The following is a 21,273-nucleotide window of genomic DNA, read 5'->3' on the forward strand; positions in this document are numbered from 1 at the left end:
GACTCTGCGCCTCAGGCGGTTTCCGGCGCCGGCGGCGGCTTGGCCAGACGCGGACTATTTGGATTCAACAGCGAGTGGCGGCGGCCGTAGAACCAGTAGATGACAATGCCGATCACGAGCCAGATGGCAAAACGCAGCCAGGTCTCCCAGTGCAGCTGCAGCATCAGGAAGCCTGAGGACAGCACGCCGAAGGCCGGAATCCAAGGCATCAGCGGCAGCCGGAACTCCCGCGGAGCGTCCGGCTGCCGCCGGCGGAGCACAATCACAGCCACCGAAACCACCACAAATGCCGCCAGAATGCCGATGTTCGTCAGATCCGCCACGGCACGGATCGGAAACACTCCGGCCAGCAGTGCCGAGGTAATTCCGGCAATCCAGGTGACCCGCTGCGGTGTACCGTGCCGGTCCGTTCCCGAGAACCAGCCCGGAAGCAGCCCGTCGCGGCTCATGGAGAACCAAACCCGGGTGACGCCGAGCAGGAAGGTGAGCATCACGGTGAGGATGGACAGCACGGCGAAGGCGGAGATAACGGTGGCAATGACCGGAAGCCCCACGGCCTGGAAGGCGGAGGCAAATCCGGCGGTCGGGCTGATCTCGGTGTAATTCTGCATGCCGGTCAGGACCAGCGTTGCCAGGATGTACAGGACCATGGCCACGGCCAGCGAAAGCAGGATGGCCTTTGGCATGTGTTTTTTGCCGTCGGTAGCTTCTTCAGCGGCCGTGCTCATCGCGTCATATCCAAACACCGCGAAGAACACCGTAGCCGCACCGGTGAAGACAGCACCGAAACCGTTGGGCAGGAACGGTGTGTAGTTGGCCGTATTCACGAAGAAGAACCCCAGCCCCACAATAAAGAGAATCAACAGCACTTTCAGGCCGACCGCCACCAGCTCGAAGCGCCCGAAGGTCTTGGTGCCCCGGCTGAGGATCCAGGTAATGAACAGGCAGACCACCAGGGCCGGCACGTTCACGACCCCGCCCTCAACGGTGTCGCCGGTGCCCTGCATCCAGGCCGGAACGTCAATGCCGATTCCGCTCATGAACTCGGTGAAATAGCCCGAGATGCCAATGGCAACCACGGCCACAATGGCCGTGTATTCCAGAAGCAGGTCCCAGCCGATAAACCAGCCAATGATCTCGCCCAGAGCCACATATCCATACGTATAGGCGGAACCGGCTCGCGGGACCATTCCGGCAAATTCAGCGTAGGACAGTGCTGCTGCAGCACTTGCCAGCCCCGCGACAAGGAACGAGATCAGCACGCCCGGACCGACGCCGGGCGCGTCAGGCCCACCGTTGGCAACCAAACCCGCAAGGGTGAAGATGCCGATGCCAATGATGCCGCCGACGCCGATAGCCGTGAGCTGCCACAGCCCCAGGCTTTTGAAGAGTTTGCTGCCGCTCTTTTCGTCTTCGACCTCGTCGATTGGCTTGCGCCGGAAAAGGGAGGAAGACGCGCTTTCCGCTGTGGACATGGAAGGCTCCGATCATCGCTGCCGGTACCGCGGAGCGCCGGAGCATTCCCGGCGCTCAGAGAAGTATCAACCCGCCGGGTCCCTGGGAACAGTGTCTGGGCTCTTGTCCCGGGGAGCAGACTCCACAAACTTCAGGCCGACCACACAGCCAATGATTCCGGCCAGGAAAAGGATCTTCAGCAGTCCGGGCTGTTCGTTGCCGAACACCATGGCATACGCGACTGTCAGGACGGCGCCCAGCCCGGTCCATACGGCATACGCCGTGGAGACGGGAATGGAGTTCATGGCGTAAGCCAGGCCCACCATGGAGGCCACGCATGCGGCAAGGAAGATGAGGGAGGGGACCAGGAGGGTGAACCCCGCTGAAGCATCCAGGGCGGTGGCCCACACGGCTTCAAGGACGGCGCTCAGGAGCAGGACAATCCACGGCATGTTCAGCCCACCACCTTCAGGCCGATAACACAGCCGACGACGCCCAGCAGCAGCAGGACCTTCAGCGCGGTGGCTTTCTCGCCGCCAAAGGCCATCGCGTAGGCAGCCGTCAGCACTGCGCCGATTCCCACCCAGACCGCATACGCGGTGCCCACGGGAATGGACTGCATGGCCGCCGCGAGTCCGGCCATGCTGAGCAGGAGGCCGGCGGCGAAGATCACTGTAGGCCAGACCCGGCGGAAGTTTTGCGATTTGCCCAGTGCGGTGGCCCAGACGGCCTCCAGCATGCCGGAGAGAACAAGGATGACCCATGCCATGACTAAATCCTTTGGCCAGTCTTGTCGCTGTCCGGGTACTGAACCGTCGTCCGGAGACCGGGATCCGGTCTTGGCTACCTAGGGTAGCAAACGCGGCACCGCCAAACCGGACAGCCCTCCCGGATACTCCCGCACCCGGGGTGTTCGCCGCCGGATGTGGGGATAATGGGCCATGAGCATCGTCAAAATCAACGCCATAACTGTTCCCGCCGACTCCGGAGACGAGCTGGCCCGGCGGTTCGCCGCACGCGCCGGCGCCGTGGACGGGCAGGAGGGGTTTGAAGGGTTTGAACTCCTGCAGCCGACCGATGAGCGCACCACCTGGCTGGTGGTTACCCGCTGGCGGGATGAGAAGTCTTTCCAGGACTGGGTGTCATCGAAGGATTTTGCCCATGGACACGGGCAGGAAACGGCCGACGGCGGCACCTCGTCTGATTCCCGCCGGGCCCGGCCGGTGGGAATCAGTGCCGAGCTGTGGAGCTACCGCCCCGCCGGAGGAAGCGAAGGAACGGCAAACTAGGCACATCCCTGCGGACCTTCCGGCGTTAAGCCTCGGAGGTCCGCAGCGCCGCAGAGGCATCGGTGACGGTGGTCCGGATCCGGTACAGGCTCGATGACGCGGTCATGTACAGGGTGCGGCCGTCGTCGCCGCCAAAGCAGACATTGCTGACGGTTTCCGGAACAGCTATCTGCAGGATGCGTTCACCCTCGGGCGAAAAGACCTGCACGCCCTCCTTCGAGGAGGACCAGAGATTCCCGTGTACGTCCACGCGGAAACCGTCGGGAACTCCCGGACCAACCTCCACAAAAATCCGGCCGTTTCGCGCAAACCGGCCGGAGATGACGTCGTACGCGTGGATCGCGTGACCGTGCAGCCGCGGCCCGCCGTCCATGGCGGGGGTGCCCAGCGAGGTGTCGGAGACATAGAGGATGGATTCATCCGGTGAGAAGGCCAGCCCGTTGGGGACCTCAACGTCGATGACCGCCGGTGTCAGCTCACCGCTGGCCGGATCGAAGCGGAACACCCAGCGGTCGCCGTACTCTTCCTGTCCCGGATGCCCCTCTTCCTCCTTCTGGATGCCGTAGGAGGGGTCGGAAAACCAGATGGTGCCGTCGGACTTCACAACGACGTCGTTGGGTGAGTTCAGTCGCCGGCCGTTCCAGGAGTCCACGAGCGTGGAAACGGAGGGAACGGCGTCGGGCGCGGTGCCGGTGTCGCGCTCAATGGCACGCCTTCCGTGCGAGCACTGGATCACGGCGCCCTCGCGGTCGAGGGCACGGCCGTTGGTAAATTCGGCATCCGCGGCATAAACCTCCAGAGCGCCGGTGGCCTCGCGGTACTCCAGGATCCGGTTGCCCGGGATGTCACTGAATCGCACGGCGGAACGGGCAGGAATCCACACGGGCCCCTCGGCCCATTGTGCTCCGGTGGCCACCTTCTCCACTGCGGCGTCCTGGGCGAGCAGAGTCTGCGGCGTTGTCGGCATGCGCGGTCCTTTTGGTGTTGGGGGAAGTTTGCTCACAGTCTAGACACACTCCGGCCGCTGCCGCGGAGGGATAGGCTGGGAGCAGTAATCAGCAGCCAAGAGGAGAAAAACCACTGTGAGCGCACTTCTGACCTCCCTCGTTTCCAGCGCCGGCCTGATCGGCGGCTACAAGACCGCCCGGGATACCGGCAACCGCCAGCTCGGCGGTGCGGTTCTGGCTGCGGCGGGTACGGCGGCCTTCATGATGTGGAAGCGCGACGCCGGAACCGGCACCGCCGCTGCCCTTACCGCCGGTTATGTGGCAGCGTTCGGGCTGTCCCACCCGCTGGCCAAGAAACTCGGCGCCTGGCCCTCCGTCTATACGGTCACCGCTGCCACAGCGGCTGCTTCGCTGATTTTCGGACGCCGCCGCTAGTGCGGCCTGAGCCGTCCTGATTCGACTCACCTAACCAGGAGGCAGACATGGCAGAATCCCGTGGACGCATGCTCTTGAAAGCCGCCGGACAGGGTGCCGTCGCAGGTCTGGCAGGGGTCGCCGCGATGACCGCAGGCGAGAAGCTCGAACAAGCAGTGACCAGCCGCCCCAACTCCTACGTTCCGGCCCGGACGCTCCTGAGCCTGCTGGGCAGGCACCCCGCTCCGGATGCGCAGCCGCCGGTCTGGAACCACGCCATGCACTGGGGGACCGGTGCCGTGCTTGGTGCGCTGCGCGGTGTCTGGTCCGTGACCGGTATCCGCGGGCCCGAAGCCAACACCGGGTTCACCGTGGTGCGGCTGGCAACGGACCAAACCTTGGAAAACGCCACCGGTATCGGTGCTCCGCCGGCAACCTGGCCGGCGAAGGAAAGAGCCGTCGACGTCCTGCACAAGGTCGTCTACGCGTGGGTCACCGGAATGGTGTCGGACGCCTGGATTGCGCCTGACCTGGAATCGCGGCAGGGAACCACCAGCCATTGATTGCAGCGCCACGGAGGGTTCCTGCCCGGGAATCATCCGCGGTACCGTGTCGTTATAAATGGTGGACGCCGGTAGCAGGCGGCGGCCAGGAAGGGCTTGGCAACTGAATACGGGGATGATCGGTTTCGACGATGTCTGTTGAGTCAGGGGAAGCGGGCCGAGAACGCAGAGTTATCTCGTAAACGCTCTCTGCAAAAAAATAAGTGCCAAACCTATGCGCACTGACTTCGCTCTCGCTGCCTAAGCAGCCGGAGTAGTCCGTCAGCCCGGAGCCGCTCTCGCTCCGGATCCTGGCGTCGTTTAGAGGGCCACTGCTGAACACTCCCGCCGTCTGGGTGTTCGGGACTTTTGGACGGCTGGGCCCGGATCAGCCACTTGTTTGCAGGATGGCTGGGGCCGAGAAAATCCGACGCATACTGCGCCCGGAGAAGCCCTGGCAATACAACATCGGACGGGGGTTCGATTCCCCCCATCTCCACGCAGCGGCATTGAAAGGCCTGTCCCCAGGGGCAGGCCTTTCGCGTTTTCATTCGCTGCTGCCCAGGACGGGAGTTCCCTGATGGAAGCGGAGACGCGGCTGCCCGGACGAGGTGTCCCATACGGAGGTATGCCGGCTTTGCCGGTGCCCGGGATCCTCCGTGGTTCCGGTTTGGATCCGGTAGGTAACCAGGACAAGGTGCGGAGCCAGATCCGAGAATTCCCATTCATCCGTCTCCGGGGCAGGCCGCTGCTCCTCCTCGCCGAGGGACGCAATCATCTCTTCACGTGTCCACCGCCGCCCCGAGCGTCCGATCTCCAGGAACTCAGGGTGCAGCAGGCGGCGCAAACGTGCCCCATCGCGCCGGGTGGAGGACGCCAGAAGCTCCAGCTCCGAGGCTCTGATCTGGCCGTGTGTCCCCATGCGTTCAGTGTGCCGCATCAGGTTGTAGATGGCCCTTATTACCGTGGGTTCTTTTGCAGCACGGTGCGCCTCCCTACGCTGGAACATGGACAGGGGGCTTCCTTCAAGAGATCAAGGACCTTCAATGGCACAGCCAGGCAGCAGCACAAATCCCCTGAGAATGGGCGTTTTTTCAATCTCGGCAGCGTTGGCGGCGGGGGAGAAGAAGGGATACTTTGCGGACAATGACGTGCATGTGACCTTGGAACAGGTGGAGTCCTCTGAACAGCAGTTCAGGGACTTCGACGCCGGAAACTACGACGTCCTGCAAACCTCCTGGGACAACGTGGTCAACTACCGGTGCAACGCTTCCAATGACCTGGGACGCACACTGAACGTCCTGGCTGATTTCGCCCTGGATCTGGGGATGGGCCTCAGCGTCATCAGTCCACCGGAAATCACATCCCTGGAGGCGGTGCGGGGAGGCGAGGTGGCCGTGGACGCACCGAACAGCGGCTACGCGTACGTTCTCTACTCCATCCTCGAAAAAGCCGGGCTGCGCCGCGACGCCGACTATACGGTGGTCAGCTCCGGCAGCGTTGCCGAACGCTACCGAAAGATGACAGACGGCTACGCTGCCGCCACTTTGCTGAGCGACGGACTGGAAGTACTGGCAGGCCAACAGGGGATGAATCATTTGGCCGACGAGTCAGCGCTTGGCCTGCCCTACGTCGGGAGCGTGGCCGCCTGGAACGGGGACTGGTATGCCGAGAACCGGGATACGGCCCTCCGTTTCCGGGAGGCTTATGAGGCTGCACTGGCCTGGGCCCTGGAGCCAAACAACAGGGACGAGGCCGCTGACCTGATCGCCAATGCCCGTGACCTGCACGCGCCGGATGCCCGGCGGGTGCTCGACGCCGAACTTGGCCCCTGGGGTCTCGCCCGCGACACGGATATCACCGATGAGACCGCCCGTGCCGTCATTGGACTGCGGAAGCAATACAACGGATTCGATGCCGATCCGGCGGTGAATCCCTACGGGGACCTGTCCGCGTTCTTCGTCAACAGCGGAGCTTGAAAGCCCCGTTTCTCGCAAAAGGAAAACGTTTCCGGCAAAGGAGAATGCTGATGTCCGAAGCAGATGACCGCCCCGCTGTACCTACCGAAAACGAAGCCGATGCCCAGGAACAGCAAACCCCTGCCATCCCCGACGGGCAGGAGGATGCCGGATCCCAGGACCCGGTGCAGGCACACGGTGACCCGCTGCGTGCTGACGGTTCGGAAGCGGACCGCTTGGAGCAGAGTACGGAAAGCGGAGATACCGACGAGGACGAGTATCCCCGCGGGAATGCTCAGTAACCGGTTGGGCTGCTGCGGTTAGGCTGCCCGGTGTGCCGGAGCGGGTGCCGGTGACGAACCGTGGGGCCGCACGCCGAGGCTTTGCCGGGTGTGGGCCTGGAGATCGGCCACGGCACGGTCCGGCAGGTCGATGATCCCGCGCAGCGAACCCCGCAGGCTTCGGTAGGCAACCTCCACCTCGGACGGCGTCGCCGCGCCGTCAAGGATGATGTTCAGTGCCTGCCGGGCGCCGGCGAGCTTGGTGCGTTCGGCGGGATTGAGCTTGGACTGCCCGCAGCGCCGGGCATACTTTTCAGCTGTCAGGAAGGCAACCTCAAACCTGTTGACCGCATGAAAGAGTTTGGATGCTTCGGCCGGACCGCGGTCCAGATCCAGTGCCTCGGCTTCGGCGGCACGGATGCCCTGCATGGCGACAATGACGTCCCGGACCACCGGGTCCGTGTAGTCCGTCATGACGGGATAGTCGATCATCAGGGCGACGTCGGTCTCGTAACGGGACCACCGCACCAGGAGTTCGTCCCTCCGTACGTACAACCGGCGCCAGGACTCGGCCTGCGCAGCGGCATTGCTGCGCCTGCTTTGCGCCGCCCGGGCGCGGCGCCGCGAGGAACGCACCCCCATGGTCAGCAGCACCAGGGCTCCGATAAAAAGCGACGGCGCCATGAAGGCGGCAAAGAAGGACCAGACGGAGGGGTCGCCGTCGTCACCGAACACCGCAGCCTGGACGAGCTGGAGTGCACCGTAACCCAGTACCGCAGCAAGGCCCGCAACAAAGGCCGTAAAAATGAGTGCTGCCACCGCGACTTTCTTTGCCACTCTCTTCAGCATGGCGACAGCTTACCGAAAGCGCTGCCCGCATTTACAGGGGGTGCGGCTTGCGTCACGTACCGCCGGCTGCGGCGGGTATGCGGCTGCGGACCGGGCTACCGGGAATGATGGGACGGCTGCAGTCCGTAGACCGGGGTGGGCAGTTTCTCCATTCGGGCCTTGAGCTGCAGTGCCAGGAACAGTGAGTAGTGCCGGCTCTGATGCAGGTTCCCGCCGTGGATCCAGAGATTATCCACATTGGTGGGTTTCCACATATTGCGCAGCTCCCCTTCCCAGGGTCCGGGATCCTTGGTGGTCCCGGAGCCGAAGCCCCAGCATTTGCCCACCTGATCGGCTACCTGCGGGGAGATCAGGTCCGCCAGCCAGTTATTCATGGATCCATATCCGGTGGCGTAGACGACGACGTCCGCGTCCAGTTCGGTGCCGTCGTCGAGCACCGCTCCGTTGCCCGTGAACTTGGCGACCTGGCCCTGCTTCAGCTTCACGCGCCCGTCGATGATCAGCTGGGAGGCACCGACGTCGATGTAGTAGCCGGAACCGCGCCGCAGATATTTCAGGAACAGCCCGGACCCGTCTTCGCCGAAGTCGAGGTCAAACCCAGCTGCGCGCAGCTGGTCATAGAATTCGGCGTCGTGCTCGGCGATCTTCTCGTAGATCGGGATTTGCGCCTCCGGCAGGATCCGGTAGGGGAGGGAGGCGAAGAGCATGTCCGCTTTTTCAGTGGTGGTGCCGGCTGCCAGGGCGCGCTCCGAGTACAGGTCGCCGAGGGCGAACTCCATCAAGGATTCGCTGCGGACAATATGGGTGGAGGAACGCTGCAGCATCGTGACGTCGGCGCCGTGCTCCCAGAGGTCTGCGGCAATGTCATGGGCCGAGTTGTTCGAGCCGATGATGAGTGCTTTCTTGCCGGTCTGGTCACCGCCGCCGGGGTACTGAGAGGAATGGTACTGCTCGCCGAGGAATGCGTTGGCTCCTTCGAACTCCGGAATATTGGGATATCCGGAGACTCCCAGCGCAAACACCAGCTGCTGCGGATGCAGTGTAATGTCCTGGCCCCCGCGCCGGACTGTCAGCTCCCAGGCTCCGGCATCGTCGTCGTACTGCGCGCCGAGACACTCCGTGCCGGACCAGTAATCCAGTTCCATGAGGGACGTGTAATGCTCCAGCCAGTCGCCAATCTTGTCTTTGGGAGCGAAGACCGGCCAATCGTCGGGGAACTGAAGGTAGGGGAGATGGTCATACCAGACCGGGTCATGCAGGGCGAGGGACTTGTAGCGCTTGCGCCAGGAGTCGCCGGCCCGTTCGTTCCGTTCGATCACGATGGTGGGAACGTTTAGCCGGCGCAGCCGTGCGGCGAGTCCAATCCCGCCTTGGCCGCCGCCGACGACGACGCAGTAGGGCTGCTCCTCATAGCCCAGGCGCGCCTGGTGCAGTTCCTTTTCCTCGAGCCAGGATTTCCGGCCGCGCTCAACGGTGTGCTCCACTCCCTTGCGCCGGGTGGCACCCTTTTGTTCTTCATGCCCTTTGAGTTCCTGCATGGTGGTGAGCAGGGTCCGGGCTTTTCCGTTTCGCAGCCGCAGGTGGCCCCAGCCGCGCGACGCGGCGGTTTCGAAAGTGATCCACGCTTCGGCTGCGTCGGCGTTGCCGGCGGCCGGTTCCGCCAGCGTCCAGCCGGAGGGCTGCACGTCATCGAGGACGGAATCGAGCATGTCGATGATCTGCTGCTTGCCCTCGAGTGTCTTGAGGTTCCAGGTGAAGGAGACGAAATCCCGCCACAATCCGTCGTCCTCAAACAAGTCGGCCGCCGCTTCGGTATTCCGGGTTGTGAGGGCGGTATTGAGGTTGTTCAGCCAGTCCTGAACTGATTCGTCCAGCTGTGACGGGGAACTGTTGGCCATATCCATATCCACTCCTTTGTGGCTCCTGGGTGCAAACCAAATCGTGGGTCGCGGGGCTCCAGTAAACACTCCTGGCGCTCAGAGCGATAGGGGATGGCCAGGGACTCCTGTTGCCTATCGGGCGGCAGGTCTAAGCTCCTGAGCCATGGAAAATGAACTTGTGGCACTGGAAACCGAGGGGTGGCATGCCCTGTCCATTGGGCCTGCGAAAGCGACCGCGTTCTATTCGACTGTTCTGGCGCGGGAACCGGTAATGGTGTTGACCGGCGGGCTGCGGCTCGCCAACCGGGACCAGATCCTCGAATCGATGGGAGGTCCGCCGTGGTCTGCCTTCGAGATCATCGACCCGAAGGAATCCTTTCTGGGCTCCGACGCCGGATTCCTCACATACAAAGTGCGGGCCGACCGTGACGGCACTCTCTACACGGCACTGCTCAGCAGCGTGTATGCCAAGGAAGACGGTGAATGGAAACTAGCCCTGCACCAGCACACGCCCTACTGACGCGTGAGGCGCCTGTGGGATCCCGCACCCGATTCGCCGTCGGCGTCCTCCTCCCCGGATACTGGAAAGCATGACTTCAACGCACGCTGACGCCCTCCCGCTCCGCGGGCCGGGGGCGGTAACGGTCTCCATCACCCGGCGGGTCGATCCCCTCCGTGTGCCTGAGGCCACCCACTGGGTCCAGGAAGGCGTTAACCTCGCCAACAGCTGGCCCGGTTTCCTGGGCTCCGGCTGGGTCCGCGCCTCCGCCGAGTCCGATGAATGGCACATGCTTTACCGCTTCTCCGATGAGGAGGCGCTGGACGCCTGGGAGCACTCCGAACCCCGCCTTGCCTGGCTGGAGCGGGGCCGCGACATGGTCGAGGACCGCCACGTTCTGCGCCGCACCGGCATTGAGGGCTGGTTTGATGCGCCGTCGGTCTCCACCGATCTTGAGACACCGGTCAAGCCGCCGCGCTGGAAGCAGGCTGTAGCCATCTGGTTGGGATTCTTCCCCGTGAACCTTGCGTTTACAGCGCTGGTGGGCCTGCTGCTGCCCGAGTGGTGGGATTCGCTGCTGATGCCGCTGCGTGTGTTCCTCACCACCGCTATCTTGACGCCGATCATGGCGTACTGGGTGCTGCCCTGGGTCACCGGGCTGCTGCAGCCTTGGCTCCAGCGCCGGAAAACGTCCTAGCGGATCGCCGGCGCGCTGTATCGCGGGCGCCCTACTGGAGTTGGTCGCCCCGGTAATGGCCCGGCCATTCGTCGGGCCGGATCCGGGTAATCTCCCGGACCTCGCCGACGGTACCCCACTCGTTCAAACCGAGCCGGGAGAGCGGCCGCAGCTTGTCGATGCGCGGGTGGGAATCGCCGTCGAGCACGTCCGTTTGGATGGCCGCAAAGGTGATGTCGCCGTAGACCACAAAACAGTCGCCCACTGGATGAATCTCCCGCAGCCGGCATTCAAGAGCAGCCGGAGATCCGGCAACGCGGGGAGGGCGCACCGTGGCACTGGGCTCCCGGGCAATCCCCGCAGCGTCGAACTCGCTGACCTCCGCGGTGAAACCGGTGCCGGTCGCGTTGACCGCCTCAAACAGGTTCTCCGGGGCGAGACTGATGACAAACTCGCCCGTCTCGCGGATGTTCCGCAGCGAATCCTTCTCGCCCACCGAGGTGAAGGACACCACCGGCGGGTTGACCGAGGCGACAGTGAAGAAGGAATGCGGCGCCAGGTTGTCCACGCCGTCGGCCGAGACCGTCGAAACCCAGGCGATGGGGCGCGGCACCACCACGGAGGTAAGCAGCCGGTAGAAACTGCGGCCGCCCATGGCGGCCGGATCGAAATCCGTTCTCATAGGGGTGAGCTTAGCTCCGGCTTTGATGGCCCCGCATGAAGTCCAGCACCGGCGCTGCCAGAGATGCACCGATCTGCTCCTGCGCCCGCTTGTTCCCGCGCACTTCGAACATGTGGTTTCCGCCGTCAATCCGTTCGACGACGGCGGACGGGCCGATCCGCTCCGCCACCGGTTCCAGCTCGCCCGGCAACGCGAAGGGATCCCGGGTGCCCTGCAGGAACAGCATGGGCAGGGAAAGCCCGTACAGGTGCTCGTCGCGCAGCTTTTCGGGTTTGCCCGGCGGATGCAGCGGGTAGCCCAGGAACACCAGTCCCGCTGCCTGCATCCCCTCGGCCACGGCCATGGACGCCATCCGCCCGCCAAAGGACTTTCCGCACGCCCACACAGGTAATCCGTCGGCACGGTCCTCAGCGGCGGACATCAGCGCGCGCCACGTCTCAATCGCTGCCGGGGCCCGGTCCGGGAATTTCTTCCTGGCCTCCCGGTAGGGGAAGTTGAACCGCCAGGTGGCCACGCCGCCGTCGTTCATTGCATCGGTAAACCCGATGAGGAATGGGTGCTCCATACCGGAACCGGCGCCGTGCGCCACGACCATGGACGCCCACGGATCAGCGGGCTGTGCGCAGACGGCGCTGACTTTACCCTCACCGACCGCCACGGTGAGATGTTCGGACTGAGCTGGCATGGGTTCCAATTTACGGGACTCGTCCGGGCCTCTCACCTCACAGCGGCAGGCCGGCTTCTTCCTTCACGGTTTTCATCACGATGGTGCTGGTGAGCTTCTCGACGCCGGGCAGGCTCACGAGCACGTCATCATAGAACTGCTGGTAGCCGGGGAGATCCGCCGCGATGACCTTGAGCAGGAAATCCGGATCCCCGAAAAGCCTGTCCGCCTTCACGATCTGTTCGTGAACGCCCACTGCCTTCTCAAAGGTAAGCATCTGCGCGCGGTCGCGCAGGGTTACAAACACCAAAGCCTGAAAACTCAGCCCGACGGCGGCGGGATCAACCACGGCACGATAGCCCGTCAGCACTCCCTTGCGTTCAAGCTCCTTGATGCGGCGGTGGCAGGGCGCAACCGTCAGCCCCACCTCAGCAGCAAGCGCCGTGGCACTCATCCGCCCGTCAATTTGAAGCAGGCGCAAAATTTCATGGTCAATAGCGTCAATCACGCAAGAATCGTATCGTTCGGAGCCGTGGGCGGGCCTATTCCGGTCAGCACTTTTCGCCGCTGGATCCCTAGGCTTGAGGGATGGATTTTCAGCAATTCGCGGGCTTTGCGATCGTCTCCGTCACCCTGGCCATGACTCCGGGGGCCGACTGGGCATATTGCATCTCCTCCGGCCTGCGCGCCCGAAGGATTGCACCCGCCGTGGCCGGGCTGTCCGCCGGCTACCTTTTACACACCGCACTGATCGTGGCCGGGCTCGCGGCGCTGATTGCCGCCACCCCGCAGCTCCTGGCCGGCCTGACACTGCTCGGTGCGGCTTACCTGCTCTGGCTGGGGATTTCCACGCTGCGCACCTGGCGTTCGGCTGGTTTTACGACGACGACGACGGGTTCCTCGGGTTCCGGTGCCGGCGGGTCGACCGGCGGTGCGGGACCCGCCCTGCCCGGCGGGGCCCAGCCGGAATCGGTTGACGCCGGAGGCAGGGTGGCTACCCTCGCCCCTCCGATTCCTGTCCACCCCGGGCCTGCCCGCCGCGGGGGCCGGCAGGACTTCTTCAAAGGGTTGGGCACCAGCGGCACCAACCCGAAGGCGCTGCTGCTTTATCTGGCGCTCATCCCGCAGTTTGTGGATGCCAATGCCGGCCTGGCCGTACCGCTGCAGACCCTGGTCCTGGGCCTGTCCCACTTTGGCGTGTCCGTGCTGGTCTACACCTGTGTTGCCCTTGCGGCCCGACGGCTGCTGCGCTCGCGGCCGGGCGGTGCCCGCGCCGTCACGCTGGCCAGCGGTGTCCTGATGGTTTGCCTGTCCCTGGTGCTGCTCGCTGAACAGGGCGCTTCGCTGATCAGTTAGACGGGACTGCCGGCATTGACGCTGCCGGCGTCTGGCGTGAGGCCTTGGCGGCCTTTCTGAATCCGCTGCCGAATTCCCACACCCCAATCACCAGCACCGCGGCAGCGGCGATCGCGGTGGTCCATGACGAGGCCTCCTGGCCCAAGCCGCCGGCGTTGAGGACGGTCAGGTCAAAGACCCGGTCCGTGGCCAGCAGCCAGAGCACCGGAACCGTAAACATCAGCGCCAGAGCGGCGTTCACGGCTGCAAGGACAAACGTCCATCGTCCTGATGCATAGAGCACGACGGCGAACACGGCTTTGGCTGTCAGCAGGGCGATGATGAACGGCAGCCAGAAATCCCAAAGCCCGTCCTGCAGGACCACTACGGGTTCGCCGTCAAGGAACAGCAGTGATCCCACCTTCTGCCACAGCAGCAGGCCGATGAAGAACGCGTAAAGAACCACCGTGGCGATGGTGTCGCCCAGGGAAACCGAAGCCTGCTGCGGCATGAGAGGCAGCGCGGACGGGGACCAGGAGGTTCGGCCCGGATCCTTCCGCCGGGTTCCGGTGAATTCAATGACTGCAAAGACCAGGGTGAGCCAGAAACCGACCTGCACCACGGCTTCCAGGGCATTGCCGAGTGCCGCCCCAAAGGCGCCGGCGGGATCTGTCGGATCAGTTGCCATCCGGAACACTACGGTGGCTACAAAGGCGAGCGGCACCACTATCGCCAGCATCCGCTTGAGCAGACGCCACCAATCCAGGAAAAGTTCCGGTCCAATCAGGTGCAGGGGGCGGTCCGTGTAGCGGGCTGCCAACCGTGCGGGATCTCCGAACTCGGTGAGGACCTGGCGTTCGGCTTCGGTCGGTGACTGGCCCGCATCGGTGCGGGCTTCGACGGAGTCTGTGATCGAGGCGCGCAGTTCCCGCTCGATATCGGACCGCTGGGCCTCGGGAATGGAGGTGAGGGCAGCGAAGACGTACCGGTCAGTGAGGGTGCTCATGAGGGGCTTCCTTCGTTGAGTTGGCGAATGGAGGCGTGCAGTTTTTCCCAGTCCTGCAGCAGGGCGTTTAGCAGCTCAGCTCCCTGCTCGCTGGTGGTGTAGAACTTCCGGGGGCGGGCCTCTTCGGTGTCCCAGGAGCTGGTGAGCAGCCCTTGCTTCTCCAAGCGGCGCAGCAGCGGGTAGAGGGTATTTGCCTCGACGGAAAACCCTGCTCGTTCCAGTTCTTCGAGCAGGCCGTAGCCGTAGCCGGGCTGTTTCAGGATGGAGAGGCAGGCCAGCACCACGGTTCCCCGGCGCAGTTCCTGAAGGTGTCCACCCAGCAGATCGTCTTCCATGCCTCACACTATGGTGTGTTAGACACAATATTGCAATAGGTAGCCGGACCTCTTGGCAATGCCCGGACCCGGTTCCCCTTACGGACGGAAGTCCGCGTTGCTACCGTTTTTGATAGCGGCAGGGTCAGGGAGAGTCAGGTTTTTGAAACGACACCGATGCGTTTTCCTCGAGGAGGAACCATGCGTGCTCCAGTCGATTTCCATCATGCAGCCCGTGACACCGGCGCCGTGATCGCCGGAATCCAGGATGACCAGCTCAGCTGGCCCACACCGTCGCCCGACTACACGGTGGGCGACCTTCTAGAGCACATCGACGGACTGTCGCTGGAATTCCAGCTCTCCGCACACAAGACTTCCCTGCCGCCGGGAGCCGGGAAGGTGCCTGAAGCGGACGGCAGGAACCTGGCCGAAGGCTGGCGTGAGCGCATTCCCAACCAGCTCACTGCCCTGGCCGGCGCCTGGGCGGATCCGGCGGCGTGGGACGGGGAGACGGTGGCGGGCCGGGTTCCGCTCGATGCCGTGGACGCCGGCATGTTTGCCCTGGACGAGATCATTGTGCACGGCTGGGACCTGGCGCGCTCCACCGGACAGAGCTACAACCCGGATCTGCGTGCCGTACAGGCCTGTGTGGAGTTCCTCGGCGAACAGCCCCGTAATCCGGGCCTCTTCGGCCCGGTGGTTCCGGTTGATGACTCTGCTTCGCCGCTGGACCGGCTGGTGGGACTGACCGGGCGCGATCCCGCCTGGATTCCCGAGATCTGAGTACTACCGGCCCAGCCGGTTCAAAGCTGCCCAAGTTGCAGACCCGGCAAACTTGCAGGAACTGCATGTAACGTCGAAAAGATGACACCACACGTACTCAGCGCGCAGAACCTGACGAAATCGTACGGGCAGGGGGAAAACAGGTTTGATGCCCTGAAGGGCGTCAGCCTGGCCGTGGAAAGCGGCGAGTCCCTGGCGATTGTCGGCAAGAGCGGTTCGGGAAAGTCCACCCTCATGCACCTGCTCGCCCTGCTGGACAGCCCCGATGAGGGGACCATTTCCGTCAAGGGCCAGGATGCGCGTTCGCTGGGAAAAAATGAGCTGAACGAACTGCGCAACCGGGATTTCGGTTTCGTGTTCCAGCAGTTCTTTCTCACCCCCAACTCCTCCGTGCTGGACAATGTTGTGCTGCCGCTGATGATTGCCGGAGTGAAGCCTGCTGAACGCAAGCGCCGCGGCATGGAGGCGCTGGAACGCCTGGAAATGGCGGACAAGGCTCGAAACAAGGCCACTGACCTCTCCGGCGGCCAGAAGCAGCGCGTGGTCATTGCCCGCGCCCTGGTCAACAATCCGTCGGTGATTTTCGCCGATGAACCCACCGGCAACCTGGACACCGCCACCGGCGCCGTCGTGGAGGACATTCTGTTCTCGCTGAACAGGGAACAGGGCATCACCCTGATTACCGTCACGCACGACACGGATCTCGCGGCCCGCTGCAGCCGCCAGTTCTACATCAAGGACGGACGCGAAGTGTCCGCCGATGAACTCATCTCGACCACCATCACCACAGGGGCCTCAGCATGACCGCCGGCGACATTCTCCGCTCAGCAGTATCCAACACCTTCCGCAGCAAGGTCCGCACGGCACTGACCGTGGTCGCCATCTTTATCGGCGCGTTCACGCTGACCCTGACCAGCGCCATCGGTGCTGGAGTCTCGGACTACATCGACAAGCAAATAGGCGCCATTGGCGGCGACGATCTGCTCACCGTCTCGCCCGCCGCAGAAACCGGAGCGGCCGATGACGGGCCCAAGGAATACGATCCGGACGGTGCCGCCATGCAGGGCAGTTTCACGCTGCTCTCCGAGGCGGACATCGAAACCATCCGCGCCACGGACGGCATCGACAAGGTTGAACCGGCCGCCATGCTGGCACCCGACTTCATCCAGTACGACGGCGGGACCAAGTTCGAGCTGACCGTCAATCCGATGATCGGGATGGCGGATGCGGATCTTGCCGCCGGGCGGCAGCTTGAAGACGGCAGCGGATCGCGTGAAGTGCTGCTTCCGTCCTCATACCTGGAGCCGATGGGCTTCGCCGACGAGCAGGCAGCCCTGGACCAGACGGTCTCCATTGCGGTCACTGACTACGCCGGAACCCAGCACACGGTGGATGCCGTGGTGGCCGGTGTGCAGAACGACTCCCTGTTTGGCGACGGTGCCGGATTCAACGAGGAGCTGCGGACCGAAATGGATGCCCTGCAGAAAACCGGCATGCCTGCCGGTGTTCCCAGCGGCTACATCACTTCCGTTGCCTACCTGTCCACGGACATCAGCGCGGACGAGCTGGACGGCATCAAGTCCGACCTTGCAGACCAGGGCTTCACCGCACTGACCGTGGCGGACCAGATCGGTGCCATCCAGACCGTCATCAACGGCATCATCGGCGTCCTCAACGCGTTCGCCGTCATCGCCCTTGTGGCTGCCGGGTTCGGCATCGTGAACACCCTGCTGATGAGCGTGCAGGAACGCACCCGCGAGATCGGCCTCATGAAGGCCATGGGCATGGGCGGCGGCAAGATCTTCGCGCTGTTCAGCTTCGAAGCGATCTTTATTGGTTTCCTTGGATCTGCGCTGGGAGCCGGCGTGGCCATCGGGCTCGGCACAGCGATCAGCTCCGTCCTGTCCAACACGGTGCTGTCAGCCCTTCCCGGCCTGAACATTATGCTGTTCACGCCGGCCTCCGTAGCCGTCATCATCGGCGTCGTGATGCTGATTGCGTTCCTTGCCGGCACGCTGCCGGCTCGCCGGGCAGCCCGGCAGAACCCCATCGACGCCCTGCGGTACGAGTAAGCAGCGGCATCGGGAATTGCATCACGGCGGAAGGCGGAGTGATGGACCAAGGCGTTGAAGCATCCGGGGGGCTGCGTGCCCGCAAGCGTGCAGCCGCCCGGTCGGAGATCGAAAAAACGGCTGTGGCGCTCGTCCTGGAACGGGGTTATGACAACGTCACCGTGGACATGATCTGCACTGCGTCCATGGTGTCGCAGCGGACGTTCTTCAACTATTTCGGTTCGAAGGAAGGCGTCTTCCTGGGTCCGCCGCCCGCCCAAATGCGCGACGCCGTCGCCCGCGAGTTCCTGCCCGACCACGGCACCCCGGTTGTCTTGAGCCTTGCTGCGGCCGTAGTCTCCGCCCTGGTGGCTGGCCAGCCCGATCCGGAGCTGGCCGGCCGCAGGATGAAGGCCATCATGGCCTCACCTGTTCTGTTTTCCAAACAGAACGAATGGATGGCCGATCATGAGAAGCAGTTAACGGACCTGGTGATGGAACGTTACGCGGCTGCGGGTCTCCGCAAATCCGAACCGGACCTCGCCGCGGAGGCCGGCATGGTGGTGGGTCTGGCTCTGGGGGTGGTTCGGGTGGTGCTGCAGCAGAACCACCTGGAGCACGACGACGTCTGGCCGGACACCGGCATCATGGATCGTGCGGGGGTACTCCTGGAGAGGATCTTCGGCAGCTAACGCTGGTCGGTGCCGTCCGGGCGGAACCTGTCATCGCCGTCGGCCGTGTCCGGAAGGGAACCAAAGCTCCTCTTGATGCCGGTGCCCTTGCCCAATTCTTCAGGGTTGGGGCGCGACGTGATGATCAGCAGCAGGAAAATCAGCAGGGACACGATGAAGGTGGCGCAGGCAGCGGCGAGTCCCAGCTCCCATCGGAATTCCCGCTCTGTTCCACCGGTGGAAAAGACGGCCACTGCCACGCCCGCGACCGCTGCCAGCACGGCGGAGAAAATCACCGGAACATTGCCGTAGCCGGCAGGCGGTCCCTGCGTTCCGGATGGTGAAGACGGGCCGTCAACCATGATGATTCCTCCTGCGGAAGGGTGAACCGGCACGGCCATCCTAAGTCCGCTCCCTCCCGCCCGGAAGGGTCTTGCGGTACCTTCGCGGAGGAAGCCAGATTTGACGGACACGTTTCCAAGACCGGCAGCTGCAGGAGGACACGATGCGCAAGGTGACGGCGGCACTCTTTAGCTCAGTCGACGGCGTGGTGGAGAACCCGGGAGACTGGCAGTTTGACCATTTTGACGAGGACATGGGGCCCTTGATGGCATCCGTCCTGGCGGGCCAGGATACGGTGCTGCTGGGCCGGACGACCTATCAGGAATGGGCGGACTACTGGCCGGGTAACACCGGGGACGGCTTCGGGGATTTCATCAACCCGGTCCGGAAATTCGTGGCCTCCCGGACGCTCACGGACGAGGATCTGAGCTGGAACAACTCCCAGTTGATGGATGACGAGCTGGAGGCCTTTGTCCGCCGGCTCAAGGAGCGCGACGGCGGTGACATCGCTGTGAACGGAAGCATTTCACTGGTGCGCCAGCTCCTTTTCGCCGGACTGCTGGACTCCCTGACACTCATGGTGCACCCGGTGGTGGCCGGTTCGGGGCAGCGGCTGTTTCAGCCCGGAGACCCGCTCACCCGGCTAAAGCTGCTCGAGTCCCGGACCACTGCATCAGGCAATGCCATCCTGACCTACGGGCCGCGGACGTGACGCCCCCGGAAGCGGACCGAGCGCACGGATATCAAAGAACGGCATCGTACGGCTGACCAGCGGCCCCACCAGCAGGGCAAAGGCCACTGTTCCCAGACCCACGGTGCCGCCCAACGCCCACCCCGCACTGAGCACTGCCACCTCTATGCCGGTGCGCGCGGCCCAAACGGGCCATCCGAAGCGGCGGTGCATCCCGGTCATCAGCCCGTCCCGCGGGCCCGGCCCCAACCGTGCCCCTAAATAGACGCCGGTGGCGGCAGCCAGCAGCAGCAGACCGCCGGTGAAGAGCAAAACCCTCGCCCAAAGCTGATCAGGAGCGGGCACCAGGGCAAGGCAAACTTCGGCGCTGGGACCAATCAGCAGCACATTCAGGACGGTGCCGATGCCCGGTTTCTGCCTCAGCGGGATCCACAGCAGCAGCACCAGCGCGCCAATCAGGACGGTCACGACGCCGAAGGGAATGCCCGAGGAACGGGCTGCGCCCTGTCCCAGGACATCCCAGGGGGAAACGCCCAGATGAGCCTGAATCATCATGCCAATGGCAAAGCCATAGCAAAACAGCCCGACCAGCAGCTGGACGGCACGGCGTACGGTGATCCACGTCATGGACTAAGACAAGCCTGTTGTCTGCCGGACTTCAAACCGGCGCCCGGCGCTACGCCCGGCGTGGCGGCGGGAAGCTTCCCGGGGGCTGAGAATAAAACGGAACCGGGCTAAGCTGGTCGGTCAACCGAACGGCGGTTGACCGTTGAGCTGGAGGAAAAATGTTCAGGCCAGGCGCACCTCTCGAAGAAATCGAGCAGGACGTTGAAGCAATGATTATCGAGCTGGTCCACAAGCTGGGCCGGCTCGCGGACTCGGACCCGGAACAGGTGGGAGCCTCGGACCGCGCCTACATCAAGGCGTTCTCGGATGCCGAGTCCAACAGCGACACTGACCAGGGGGCACTGCTGGCCACCGCCGTCGGACGCCCCAACCTGGCGGAGTCCCTGATCTACCTGAACCGCAGGCTTGACCAGGACAACCTGGACCCCGGGCAGCCCACCGGAGTCATCGGCGTCATTGTCCGTCTGGCAATGGACGGACTCTGGGTCAGCGACATTCTCGATGCCACCCGCTTTGACGCCCGTGAGCGTGCCCGCATCATGAACCTGCTCACCGCTCTCACACGGGTGAGCGATGACCAGCTGAAAGCGATGCTGGGTGCGCCGGCCGCCAAACCGCGCGGGTTGGACAAACCCGCCTAGGCGGAAGGGCCCAGCGGGCGGACCGGCTGCCGCAGCACCGTCCTGAGCTTGTGCACGGCGGTCCGCCGCGGATCGCTGAGGTAGATCTCATGGTGGTCGCCGTTGAAGGTGAGTGCGTGTGCCGGCATCCACTGGTGATGCAGGCGCTCAAGGACCGGGCCCTCGGCGTCGTAGGCTCCGATGTACAGGATCTGCGCCGAGGTGCCTTCCTCAAGGGTCACCAGGCGCACCCTGTCCAGTCCCGGCGGGTTCTTCTTCCTGGCAACCGCGGCGACGGTATCCGAAACCAGGCCAGGGGTAATCCACGGCGGCTGGGCCACCAGCATGGTCCAGTCCCAGGAATCCTTGTCGCCGCGGATAAAAGCGTCCATGTCAGCCGCACGCCAGAGTCCTTCGAGCGGGCCCACGGTGAAATCGCGGCCGAGGTCCTTTTTGGACGCAAACTTCACCGCATACGCAGTGGGGTAGAGGGATTCCAAGGCGCCCTGATATTCCTTCGACGTGTTGGGATCCCCGTGCCCGTCATAGGCAAGGTACTGCAGGGCCGGAACCTCAACCAGGGCGAAATCGCCGGACTTGGGGGCGTAGAGCTCGGGGTAGCTTTTCTTGAAGTCGAACTTGTCCGTTACAGCCTTTTCCATAGCAGGCGCGCCCTTCCGCGGGGTTTTCAGGATAG

The 21,273-nt window shown here is 63.9% G+C and carries 29 protein-coding genes, 1 other RNA gene and 1 riboswitch; of the genes, 15 read left to right on the forward strand and 15 right to left on the reverse strand.

What is annotated here, in order from left to right:
• Nucleotides 1-11: 11 nt before the first annotated feature.
• From CXQ89_RS02255 to CXQ89_RS02265, 3 genes are all read right to left on the reverse strand, one after another.
• The gene (locus tag CXQ89_RS02255) at nucleotides 12-1,475 is read right to left on the reverse strand and encodes an amino acid permease (protein WP_104160153.1); all 1,464 of its coding nucleotides are present in this window, start codon (nucleotides 1,473-1,475) and stop codon (nucleotides 12-14) included.
• Between the two features lie 66 nt (nucleotides 1,476-1,541).
• Nucleotides 1,542-1,907, reverse strand: coding sequence for a multidrug efflux SMR transporter (locus CXQ89_RS02260; protein ID WP_104160154.1), 366 nt, complete (start codon nucleotides 1,905-1,907; stop codon nucleotides 1,542-1,544).
• Between the two features lie 2 nt (nucleotides 1,908-1,909).
• Entirely contained in the window at nucleotides 1,910-2,224 is a 315-nt protein-coding gene (locus CXQ89_RS02265; protein WP_104053259.1) for a multidrug efflux SMR transporter, read from the reverse strand.
• A gap of 10 nt (nucleotides 2,225-2,234) precedes the next feature.
• Nucleotides 2,235-2,299: riboswitch (guanidine-III (ykkC-III) riboswitch) on the reverse strand.
• A 97-nt stretch (nucleotides 2,300-2,396) separates the two neighbouring features.
• Between CXQ89_RS02265 and CXQ89_RS02270 the strand changes: the two genes are divergently transcribed.
• Nucleotides 2,397-2,744 (forward strand): antibiotic biosynthesis monooxygenase, encoded by a 348-nt coding sequence (locus CXQ89_RS02270; RefSeq protein ID WP_104160155.1) that lies wholly within the window; start codon nucleotides 2,397-2,399, stop codon nucleotides 2,742-2,744.
• A gap of 25 nt (nucleotides 2,745-2,769) precedes the next feature.
• Here CXQ89_RS02270 and CXQ89_RS02275 read toward each other — a convergent pair whose 3' ends face one another.
• Nucleotides 2,770-3,711 carry an SMP-30/gluconolactonase/LRE family protein gene (locus CXQ89_RS02275; RefSeq protein WP_104160156.1) on the reverse strand — a complete coding sequence of 314 codons (942 nt, stop codon included), beginning with the start codon at nucleotides 3,709-3,711 and terminating at the stop codon, nucleotides 2,770-2,772.
• Between the two features lie 115 nt (nucleotides 3,712-3,826).
• Between CXQ89_RS02275 and CXQ89_RS02280 the strand changes: the two genes are divergently transcribed.
• The 3 genes from CXQ89_RS02280 (at nucleotide 3,827) to ssrA (ending at nucleotide 5,149) form a co-directional block, all read left to right on the forward strand.
• Nucleotides 3,827-4,126, forward strand: a complete 300-nt coding sequence (locus CXQ89_RS02280) for a hypothetical protein (RefSeq protein WP_104102140.1) — start codon at nucleotides 3,827-3,829, stop codon at nucleotides 4,124-4,126.
• A 47-nt stretch (nucleotides 4,127-4,173) separates the two neighbouring features.
• On the forward strand, nucleotides 4,174-4,668 hold the full coding sequence (locus CXQ89_RS02285) for a hypothetical protein (protein WP_207348296.1): 495 nt from the start codon (nucleotides 4,174-4,176) through the stop codon (nucleotides 4,666-4,668).
• Nucleotides 4,669-4,779: 111 nt separating this feature from the next.
• Nucleotides 4,780-5,149, forward strand: a transfer-messenger RNA (tmRNA) gene (gene ssrA, locus CXQ89_RS02290).
• 45 nt (nucleotides 5,150-5,194) lie between these two features.
• On the opposite strand, the gene CXQ89_RS02295 is transcribed toward ssrA, so the two are convergent.
• Nucleotides 5,195-5,569: a DUF4440 domain-containing protein gene (locus CXQ89_RS02295; RefSeq protein ID WP_181032208.1), complete on the reverse strand. Its 375-nt coding sequence runs from the start codon at nucleotides 5,567-5,569 to the stop codon at nucleotides 5,195-5,197.
• Nucleotides 5,570-5,729: 160 nt separating this feature from the next.
• Between CXQ89_RS02295 and CXQ89_RS02300 the strand changes: the two genes are divergently transcribed.
• Nucleotides 5,730-6,626, forward strand: a complete 897-nt coding sequence (locus tag CXQ89_RS02300) for an ABC transporter substrate-binding protein (protein ID WP_181032209.1) — start codon at nucleotides 5,730-5,732, stop codon at nucleotides 6,624-6,626.
• Nucleotides 6,627-6,676: 50 nt separating this feature from the next.
• A complete protein-coding gene (locus CXQ89_RS02305; protein ID WP_146067184.1) occupies nucleotides 6,677-6,907 on the forward strand; it encodes a hypothetical protein in 231 nt (76 codons plus the stop codon).
• A gap of 18 nt (nucleotides 6,908-6,925) precedes the next feature.
• On the opposite strand, the gene CXQ89_RS02310 is transcribed toward CXQ89_RS02305, so the two are convergent.
• Together CXQ89_RS02310 and CXQ89_RS02315 are read right to left on the reverse strand one after the other, a co-directional pair.
• On the reverse strand, nucleotides 6,926-7,723 hold the full coding sequence (locus CXQ89_RS02310) for a hypothetical protein (RefSeq protein ID WP_146067185.1): 798 nt from the start codon (nucleotides 7,721-7,723) through the stop codon (nucleotides 6,926-6,928).
• Between the two features lie 107 nt (nucleotides 7,724-7,830).
• A complete protein-coding gene (locus tag CXQ89_RS02315; RefSeq protein ID WP_104160665.1) occupies nucleotides 7,831-9,633 on the reverse strand; it encodes an NAD(P)/FAD-dependent oxidoreductase in 1,803 nt (600 codons plus the stop codon).
• Between the two features lie 145 nt (nucleotides 9,634-9,778).
• Between CXQ89_RS02315 and CXQ89_RS02320 the strand changes: the two genes are divergently transcribed.
• Nucleotides 9,779-10,135: a nuclear transport factor 2 family protein gene (locus CXQ89_RS02320; RefSeq protein ID WP_104160160.1), complete on the forward strand. Its 357-nt coding sequence runs from the start codon at nucleotides 9,779-9,781 to the stop codon at nucleotides 10,133-10,135.
• A gap of 70 nt (nucleotides 10,136-10,205) precedes the next feature.
• A complete protein-coding gene (locus tag CXQ89_RS02325) occupies nucleotides 10,206-10,811 on the forward strand; it encodes an antibiotic biosynthesis monooxygenase (protein ID WP_104053251.1) in 606 nt (201 codons plus the stop codon).
• A gap of 31 nt (nucleotides 10,812-10,842) precedes the next feature.
• On the opposite strand, the gene CXQ89_RS02330 is transcribed toward CXQ89_RS02325, so the two are convergent.
• Genes CXQ89_RS02330 through CXQ89_RS02340 form a run of 3 tightly spaced genes read right to left on the reverse strand, consistent with a single transcriptional unit; the run spans nucleotide 10,843 to nucleotide 12,644 of the window.
• Nucleotides 10,843-11,472, reverse strand: a complete 630-nt coding sequence (locus tag CXQ89_RS02330) for a flavin reductase family protein (protein WP_104160161.1) — start codon at nucleotides 11,470-11,472, stop codon at nucleotides 10,843-10,845.
• Between the two features lie 10 nt (nucleotides 11,473-11,482).
• A complete protein-coding gene (locus tag CXQ89_RS02335; protein WP_104160162.1) occupies nucleotides 11,483-12,157 on the reverse strand; it encodes an alpha/beta family hydrolase in 675 nt (224 codons plus the stop codon).
• A 37-nt stretch (nucleotides 12,158-12,194) separates the two neighbouring features.
• A complete protein-coding gene (locus CXQ89_RS02340; RefSeq protein ID WP_104160163.1) occupies nucleotides 12,195-12,644 on the reverse strand; it encodes an Lrp/AsnC family transcriptional regulator in 450 nt (149 codons plus the stop codon).
• A gap of 80 nt (nucleotides 12,645-12,724) precedes the next feature.
• On the opposite strand from CXQ89_RS02340, the gene CXQ89_RS02345 reads away from it, so the two are divergent.
• Entirely contained in the window at nucleotides 12,725-13,492 is a 768-nt protein-coding gene (locus CXQ89_RS02345) for a LysE family translocator (protein WP_104160164.1), read from the forward strand.
• Here the strand turns inward: CXQ89_RS02345 and CXQ89_RS02350 are convergent.
• Nucleotides 13,485-14,477 (reverse strand): permease prefix domain 1-containing protein, encoded by a 993-nt coding sequence (locus CXQ89_RS02350; RefSeq protein ID WP_104160165.1) that lies wholly within the window; start codon nucleotides 14,475-14,477, stop codon nucleotides 13,485-13,487. The two genes, CXQ89_RS02345 and CXQ89_RS02350, sit on opposite strands and share 8 nt — an antisense overlap.
• Nucleotides 14,474-14,812: a PadR family transcriptional regulator gene (locus CXQ89_RS02355; RefSeq protein WP_104053245.1), complete on the reverse strand. Its 339-nt coding sequence runs from the start codon at nucleotides 14,810-14,812 to the stop codon at nucleotides 14,474-14,476. Before CXQ89_RS02355 ends, CXQ89_RS02350 begins: the two co-directional genes overlap by 4 nt.
• 180 nt (nucleotides 14,813-14,992) lie before the next feature.
• On the opposite strand from CXQ89_RS02355, the gene CXQ89_RS02360 reads away from it, so the two are divergent.
• The 4 genes from CXQ89_RS02360 to CXQ89_RS02375 all read left to right on the forward strand — a co-directional run bounded on the left by CXQ89_RS02360 (nucleotide 14,993) and on the right by CXQ89_RS02375 (nucleotide 18,317).
• Nucleotides 14,993-15,574 carry a TIGR03086 family metal-binding protein gene (locus CXQ89_RS02360; RefSeq protein ID WP_104160166.1) on the forward strand — a complete coding sequence of 194 codons (582 nt, stop codon included), beginning with the start codon at nucleotides 14,993-14,995 and terminating at the stop codon, nucleotides 15,572-15,574.
• A gap of 81 nt (nucleotides 15,575-15,655) precedes the next feature.
• Nucleotides 15,656-16,378, forward strand: a complete 723-nt coding sequence (locus CXQ89_RS02365; RefSeq protein ID WP_104160167.1) for an ABC transporter ATP-binding protein — start codon at nucleotides 15,656-15,658, stop codon at nucleotides 16,376-16,378.
• On the forward strand, nucleotides 16,375-17,646 hold the full coding sequence (locus CXQ89_RS02370) for an ABC transporter permease (RefSeq protein WP_104053242.1): 1,272 nt from the start codon (nucleotides 16,375-16,377) through the stop codon (nucleotides 17,644-17,646). Before CXQ89_RS02365 ends, CXQ89_RS02370 begins: the two co-directional genes overlap by 4 nt.
• 41 nt (nucleotides 17,647-17,687) lie before the next feature.
• Nucleotides 17,688-18,317, forward strand: coding sequence for a TetR/AcrR family transcriptional regulator (locus tag CXQ89_RS02375; RefSeq protein WP_104160168.1), 630 nt, complete (start codon nucleotides 17,688-17,690; stop codon nucleotides 18,315-18,317).
• Here CXQ89_RS02375 and CXQ89_RS02380 read toward each other — a convergent pair.
• Entirely contained in the window at nucleotides 18,314-18,658 is a 345-nt protein-coding gene (locus CXQ89_RS02380; protein WP_146067186.1) for a hypothetical protein, read from the reverse strand. The genes CXQ89_RS02375 and CXQ89_RS02380 overlap by 4 nt on opposite strands.
• 143 nt (nucleotides 18,659-18,801) lie before the next feature.
• Here CXQ89_RS02380 and CXQ89_RS02385 point away from each other — a divergent pair, with 143 nt between their 5' ends.
• Nucleotides 18,802-19,350, forward strand: coding sequence for a dihydrofolate reductase family protein (locus CXQ89_RS02385; protein WP_104160169.1), 549 nt, complete (start codon nucleotides 18,802-18,804; stop codon nucleotides 19,348-19,350).
• Here the strand turns inward: CXQ89_RS02385 and CXQ89_RS02390 are convergent.
• On the reverse strand, nucleotides 19,312-19,956 hold the full coding sequence (locus CXQ89_RS02390) for a YitT family protein (RefSeq protein ID WP_104160170.1): 645 nt from the start codon (nucleotides 19,954-19,956) through the stop codon (nucleotides 19,312-19,314). The genes CXQ89_RS02385 and CXQ89_RS02390 overlap by 39 nt on opposite strands.
• Nucleotides 19,957-20,114: 158 nt before the next feature.
• Here CXQ89_RS02390 and CXQ89_RS02395 point away from each other — a divergent pair, with 158 nt between their 5' ends.
• The gene (locus CXQ89_RS02395) at nucleotides 20,115-20,597 is read left to right on the forward strand and encodes a TetR family transcriptional regulator (RefSeq protein ID WP_104053238.1); all 483 of its coding nucleotides are present in this window, start codon (nucleotides 20,115-20,117) and stop codon (nucleotides 20,595-20,597) included.
• Here CXQ89_RS02395 and CXQ89_RS02400 read toward each other — a convergent pair.
• Nucleotides 20,594-21,238 (reverse strand): GyrI-like domain-containing protein, encoded by a 645-nt coding sequence (locus CXQ89_RS02400; protein ID WP_104160171.1) that lies wholly within the window; start codon nucleotides 21,236-21,238, stop codon nucleotides 20,594-20,596. The genes CXQ89_RS02395 and CXQ89_RS02400 overlap by 4 nt on opposite strands.
• Between the last annotated feature and the right edge of the window lie 35 nt (nucleotides 21,239-21,273).

It is taken from the genome of Arthrobacter sp. ZGTC212 (assembly GCF_002929255.1).
GTDB classification, from domain to species: domain Bacteria; phylum Actinomycetota; class Actinomycetes; order Actinomycetales; family Micrococcaceae; genus Arthrobacter_B; species Arthrobacter_B sunyaminii.

Coding starts and splice junctions, on each gene's coding strand:
- CXQ89_RS02330 (WP_104160161.1), bottom strand. CDS start 11,472: ATGAGAACGGATTTCGATCCGGCCGCCATGGGCGGCCGCAGTTTCTAC.
- CXQ89_RS02385 (WP_104160169.1), top strand. CDS start 18,802: ATGCGCAAGGTGACGGCGGCACTCTTTAGCTCAGTCGACGGCGTGGTG.
- CXQ89_RS02315 (WP_104160665.1), bottom strand. CDS start 9,633: ATGGCCAACAGTTCCCCGTCACAGCTGGACGAATCAGTTCAGGACTGG.
- CXQ89_RS02370 (WP_104053242.1), top strand. CDS start 16,375: ATGACCGCCGGCGACATTCTCCGCTCAGCAGTATCCAACACCTTCCGC.
- CXQ89_RS02270 (WP_104160155.1), top strand. CDS start 2,397: ATGAGCATCGTCAAAATCAACGCCATAACTGTTCCCGCCGACTCCGGA.
- CXQ89_RS02355 (WP_104053245.1), bottom strand. CDS start 14,812: ATGGAAGACGATCTGCTGGGTGGACACCTTCAGGAACTGCGCCGGGGA.
- CXQ89_RS02400 (WP_104160171.1), bottom strand. CDS start 21,238: ATGGAAAAGGCTGTAACGGACAAGTTCGACTTCAAGAAAAGCTACCCC.
- CXQ89_RS02265 (WP_104053259.1), bottom strand. CDS start 2,224: ATGGCATGGGTCATCCTTGTTCTCTCCGGCATGCTGGAGGCCGTCTGG.
- CXQ89_RS02395 (WP_104053238.1), top strand. CDS start 20,115: ATGTTCAGGCCAGGCGCACCTCTCGAAGAAATCGAGCAGGACGTTGAA.
- CXQ89_RS02350 (WP_104160165.1), bottom strand. CDS start 14,477: ATGAGCACCCTCACTGACCGGTACGTCTTCGCTGCCCTCACCTCCATT.
- CXQ89_RS02285 (WP_207348296.1), top strand. CDS start 4,174: ATGGCAGAATCCCGTGGACGCATGCTCTTGAAAGCCGCCGGACAGGGT.
- CXQ89_RS02300 (WP_181032209.1), top strand. CDS start 5,730: ATGGGCGTTTTTTCAATCTCGGCAGCGTTGGCGGCGGGGGAGAAGAAG.
- CXQ89_RS02335 (WP_104160162.1), bottom strand. CDS start 12,157: ATGCCAGCTCAGTCCGAACATCTCACCGTGGCGGTCGGTGAGGGTAAA.
- CXQ89_RS02365 (WP_104160167.1), top strand. CDS start 15,656: ATGACACCACACGTACTCAGCGCGCAGAACCTGACGAAATCGTACGGG.
- CXQ89_RS02255 (WP_104160153.1), bottom strand. CDS start 1,475: ATGTCCACAGCGGAAAGCGCGTCTTCCTCCCTTTTCCGGCGCAAGCCA.
- CXQ89_RS02360 (WP_104160166.1), top strand. CDS start 14,993: ATGCGTGCTCCAGTCGATTTCCATCATGCAGCCCGTGACACCGGCGCC.
- CXQ89_RS02380 (WP_146067186.1), bottom strand. CDS start 18,658: ATGGTTGACGGCCCGTCTTCACCATCCGGAACGCAGGGACCGCCTGCC.
- CXQ89_RS02305 (WP_146067184.1), top strand. CDS start 6,677: ATGTCCGAAGCAGATGACCGCCCCGCTGTACCTACCGAAAACGAAGCC.
- CXQ89_RS02390 (WP_104160170.1), bottom strand. CDS start 19,956: ATGACGTGGATCACCGTACGCCGTGCCGTCCAGCTGCTGGTCGGGCTG.
- CXQ89_RS02260 (WP_104160154.1), bottom strand. CDS start 1,907: ATGCCGTGGATTGTCCTGCTCCTGAGCGCCGTCCTTGAAGCCGTGTGG.
- CXQ89_RS02320 (WP_104160160.1), top strand. CDS start 9,779: ATGGAAAATGAACTTGTGGCACTGGAAACCGAGGGGTGGCATGCCCTG.
- CXQ89_RS02325 (WP_104053251.1), top strand. CDS start 10,206: ATGACTTCAACGCACGCTGACGCCCTCCCGCTCCGCGGGCCGGGGGCG.
- CXQ89_RS02295 (WP_181032208.1), bottom strand. CDS start 5,569: ATGGGGACACACGGCCAGATCAGAGCCTCGGAGCTGGAGCTTCTGGCG.
- CXQ89_RS02375 (WP_104160168.1), top strand. CDS start 17,688: ATGGACCAAGGCGTTGAAGCATCCGGGGGGCTGCGTGCCCGCAAGCGT.
- CXQ89_RS02275 (WP_104160156.1), bottom strand. CDS start 3,711: ATGCCGACAACGCCGCAGACTCTGCTCGCCCAGGACGCCGCAGTGGAG.
- CXQ89_RS02345 (WP_104160164.1), top strand. CDS start 12,725: ATGGATTTTCAGCAATTCGCGGGCTTTGCGATCGTCTCCGTCACCCTG.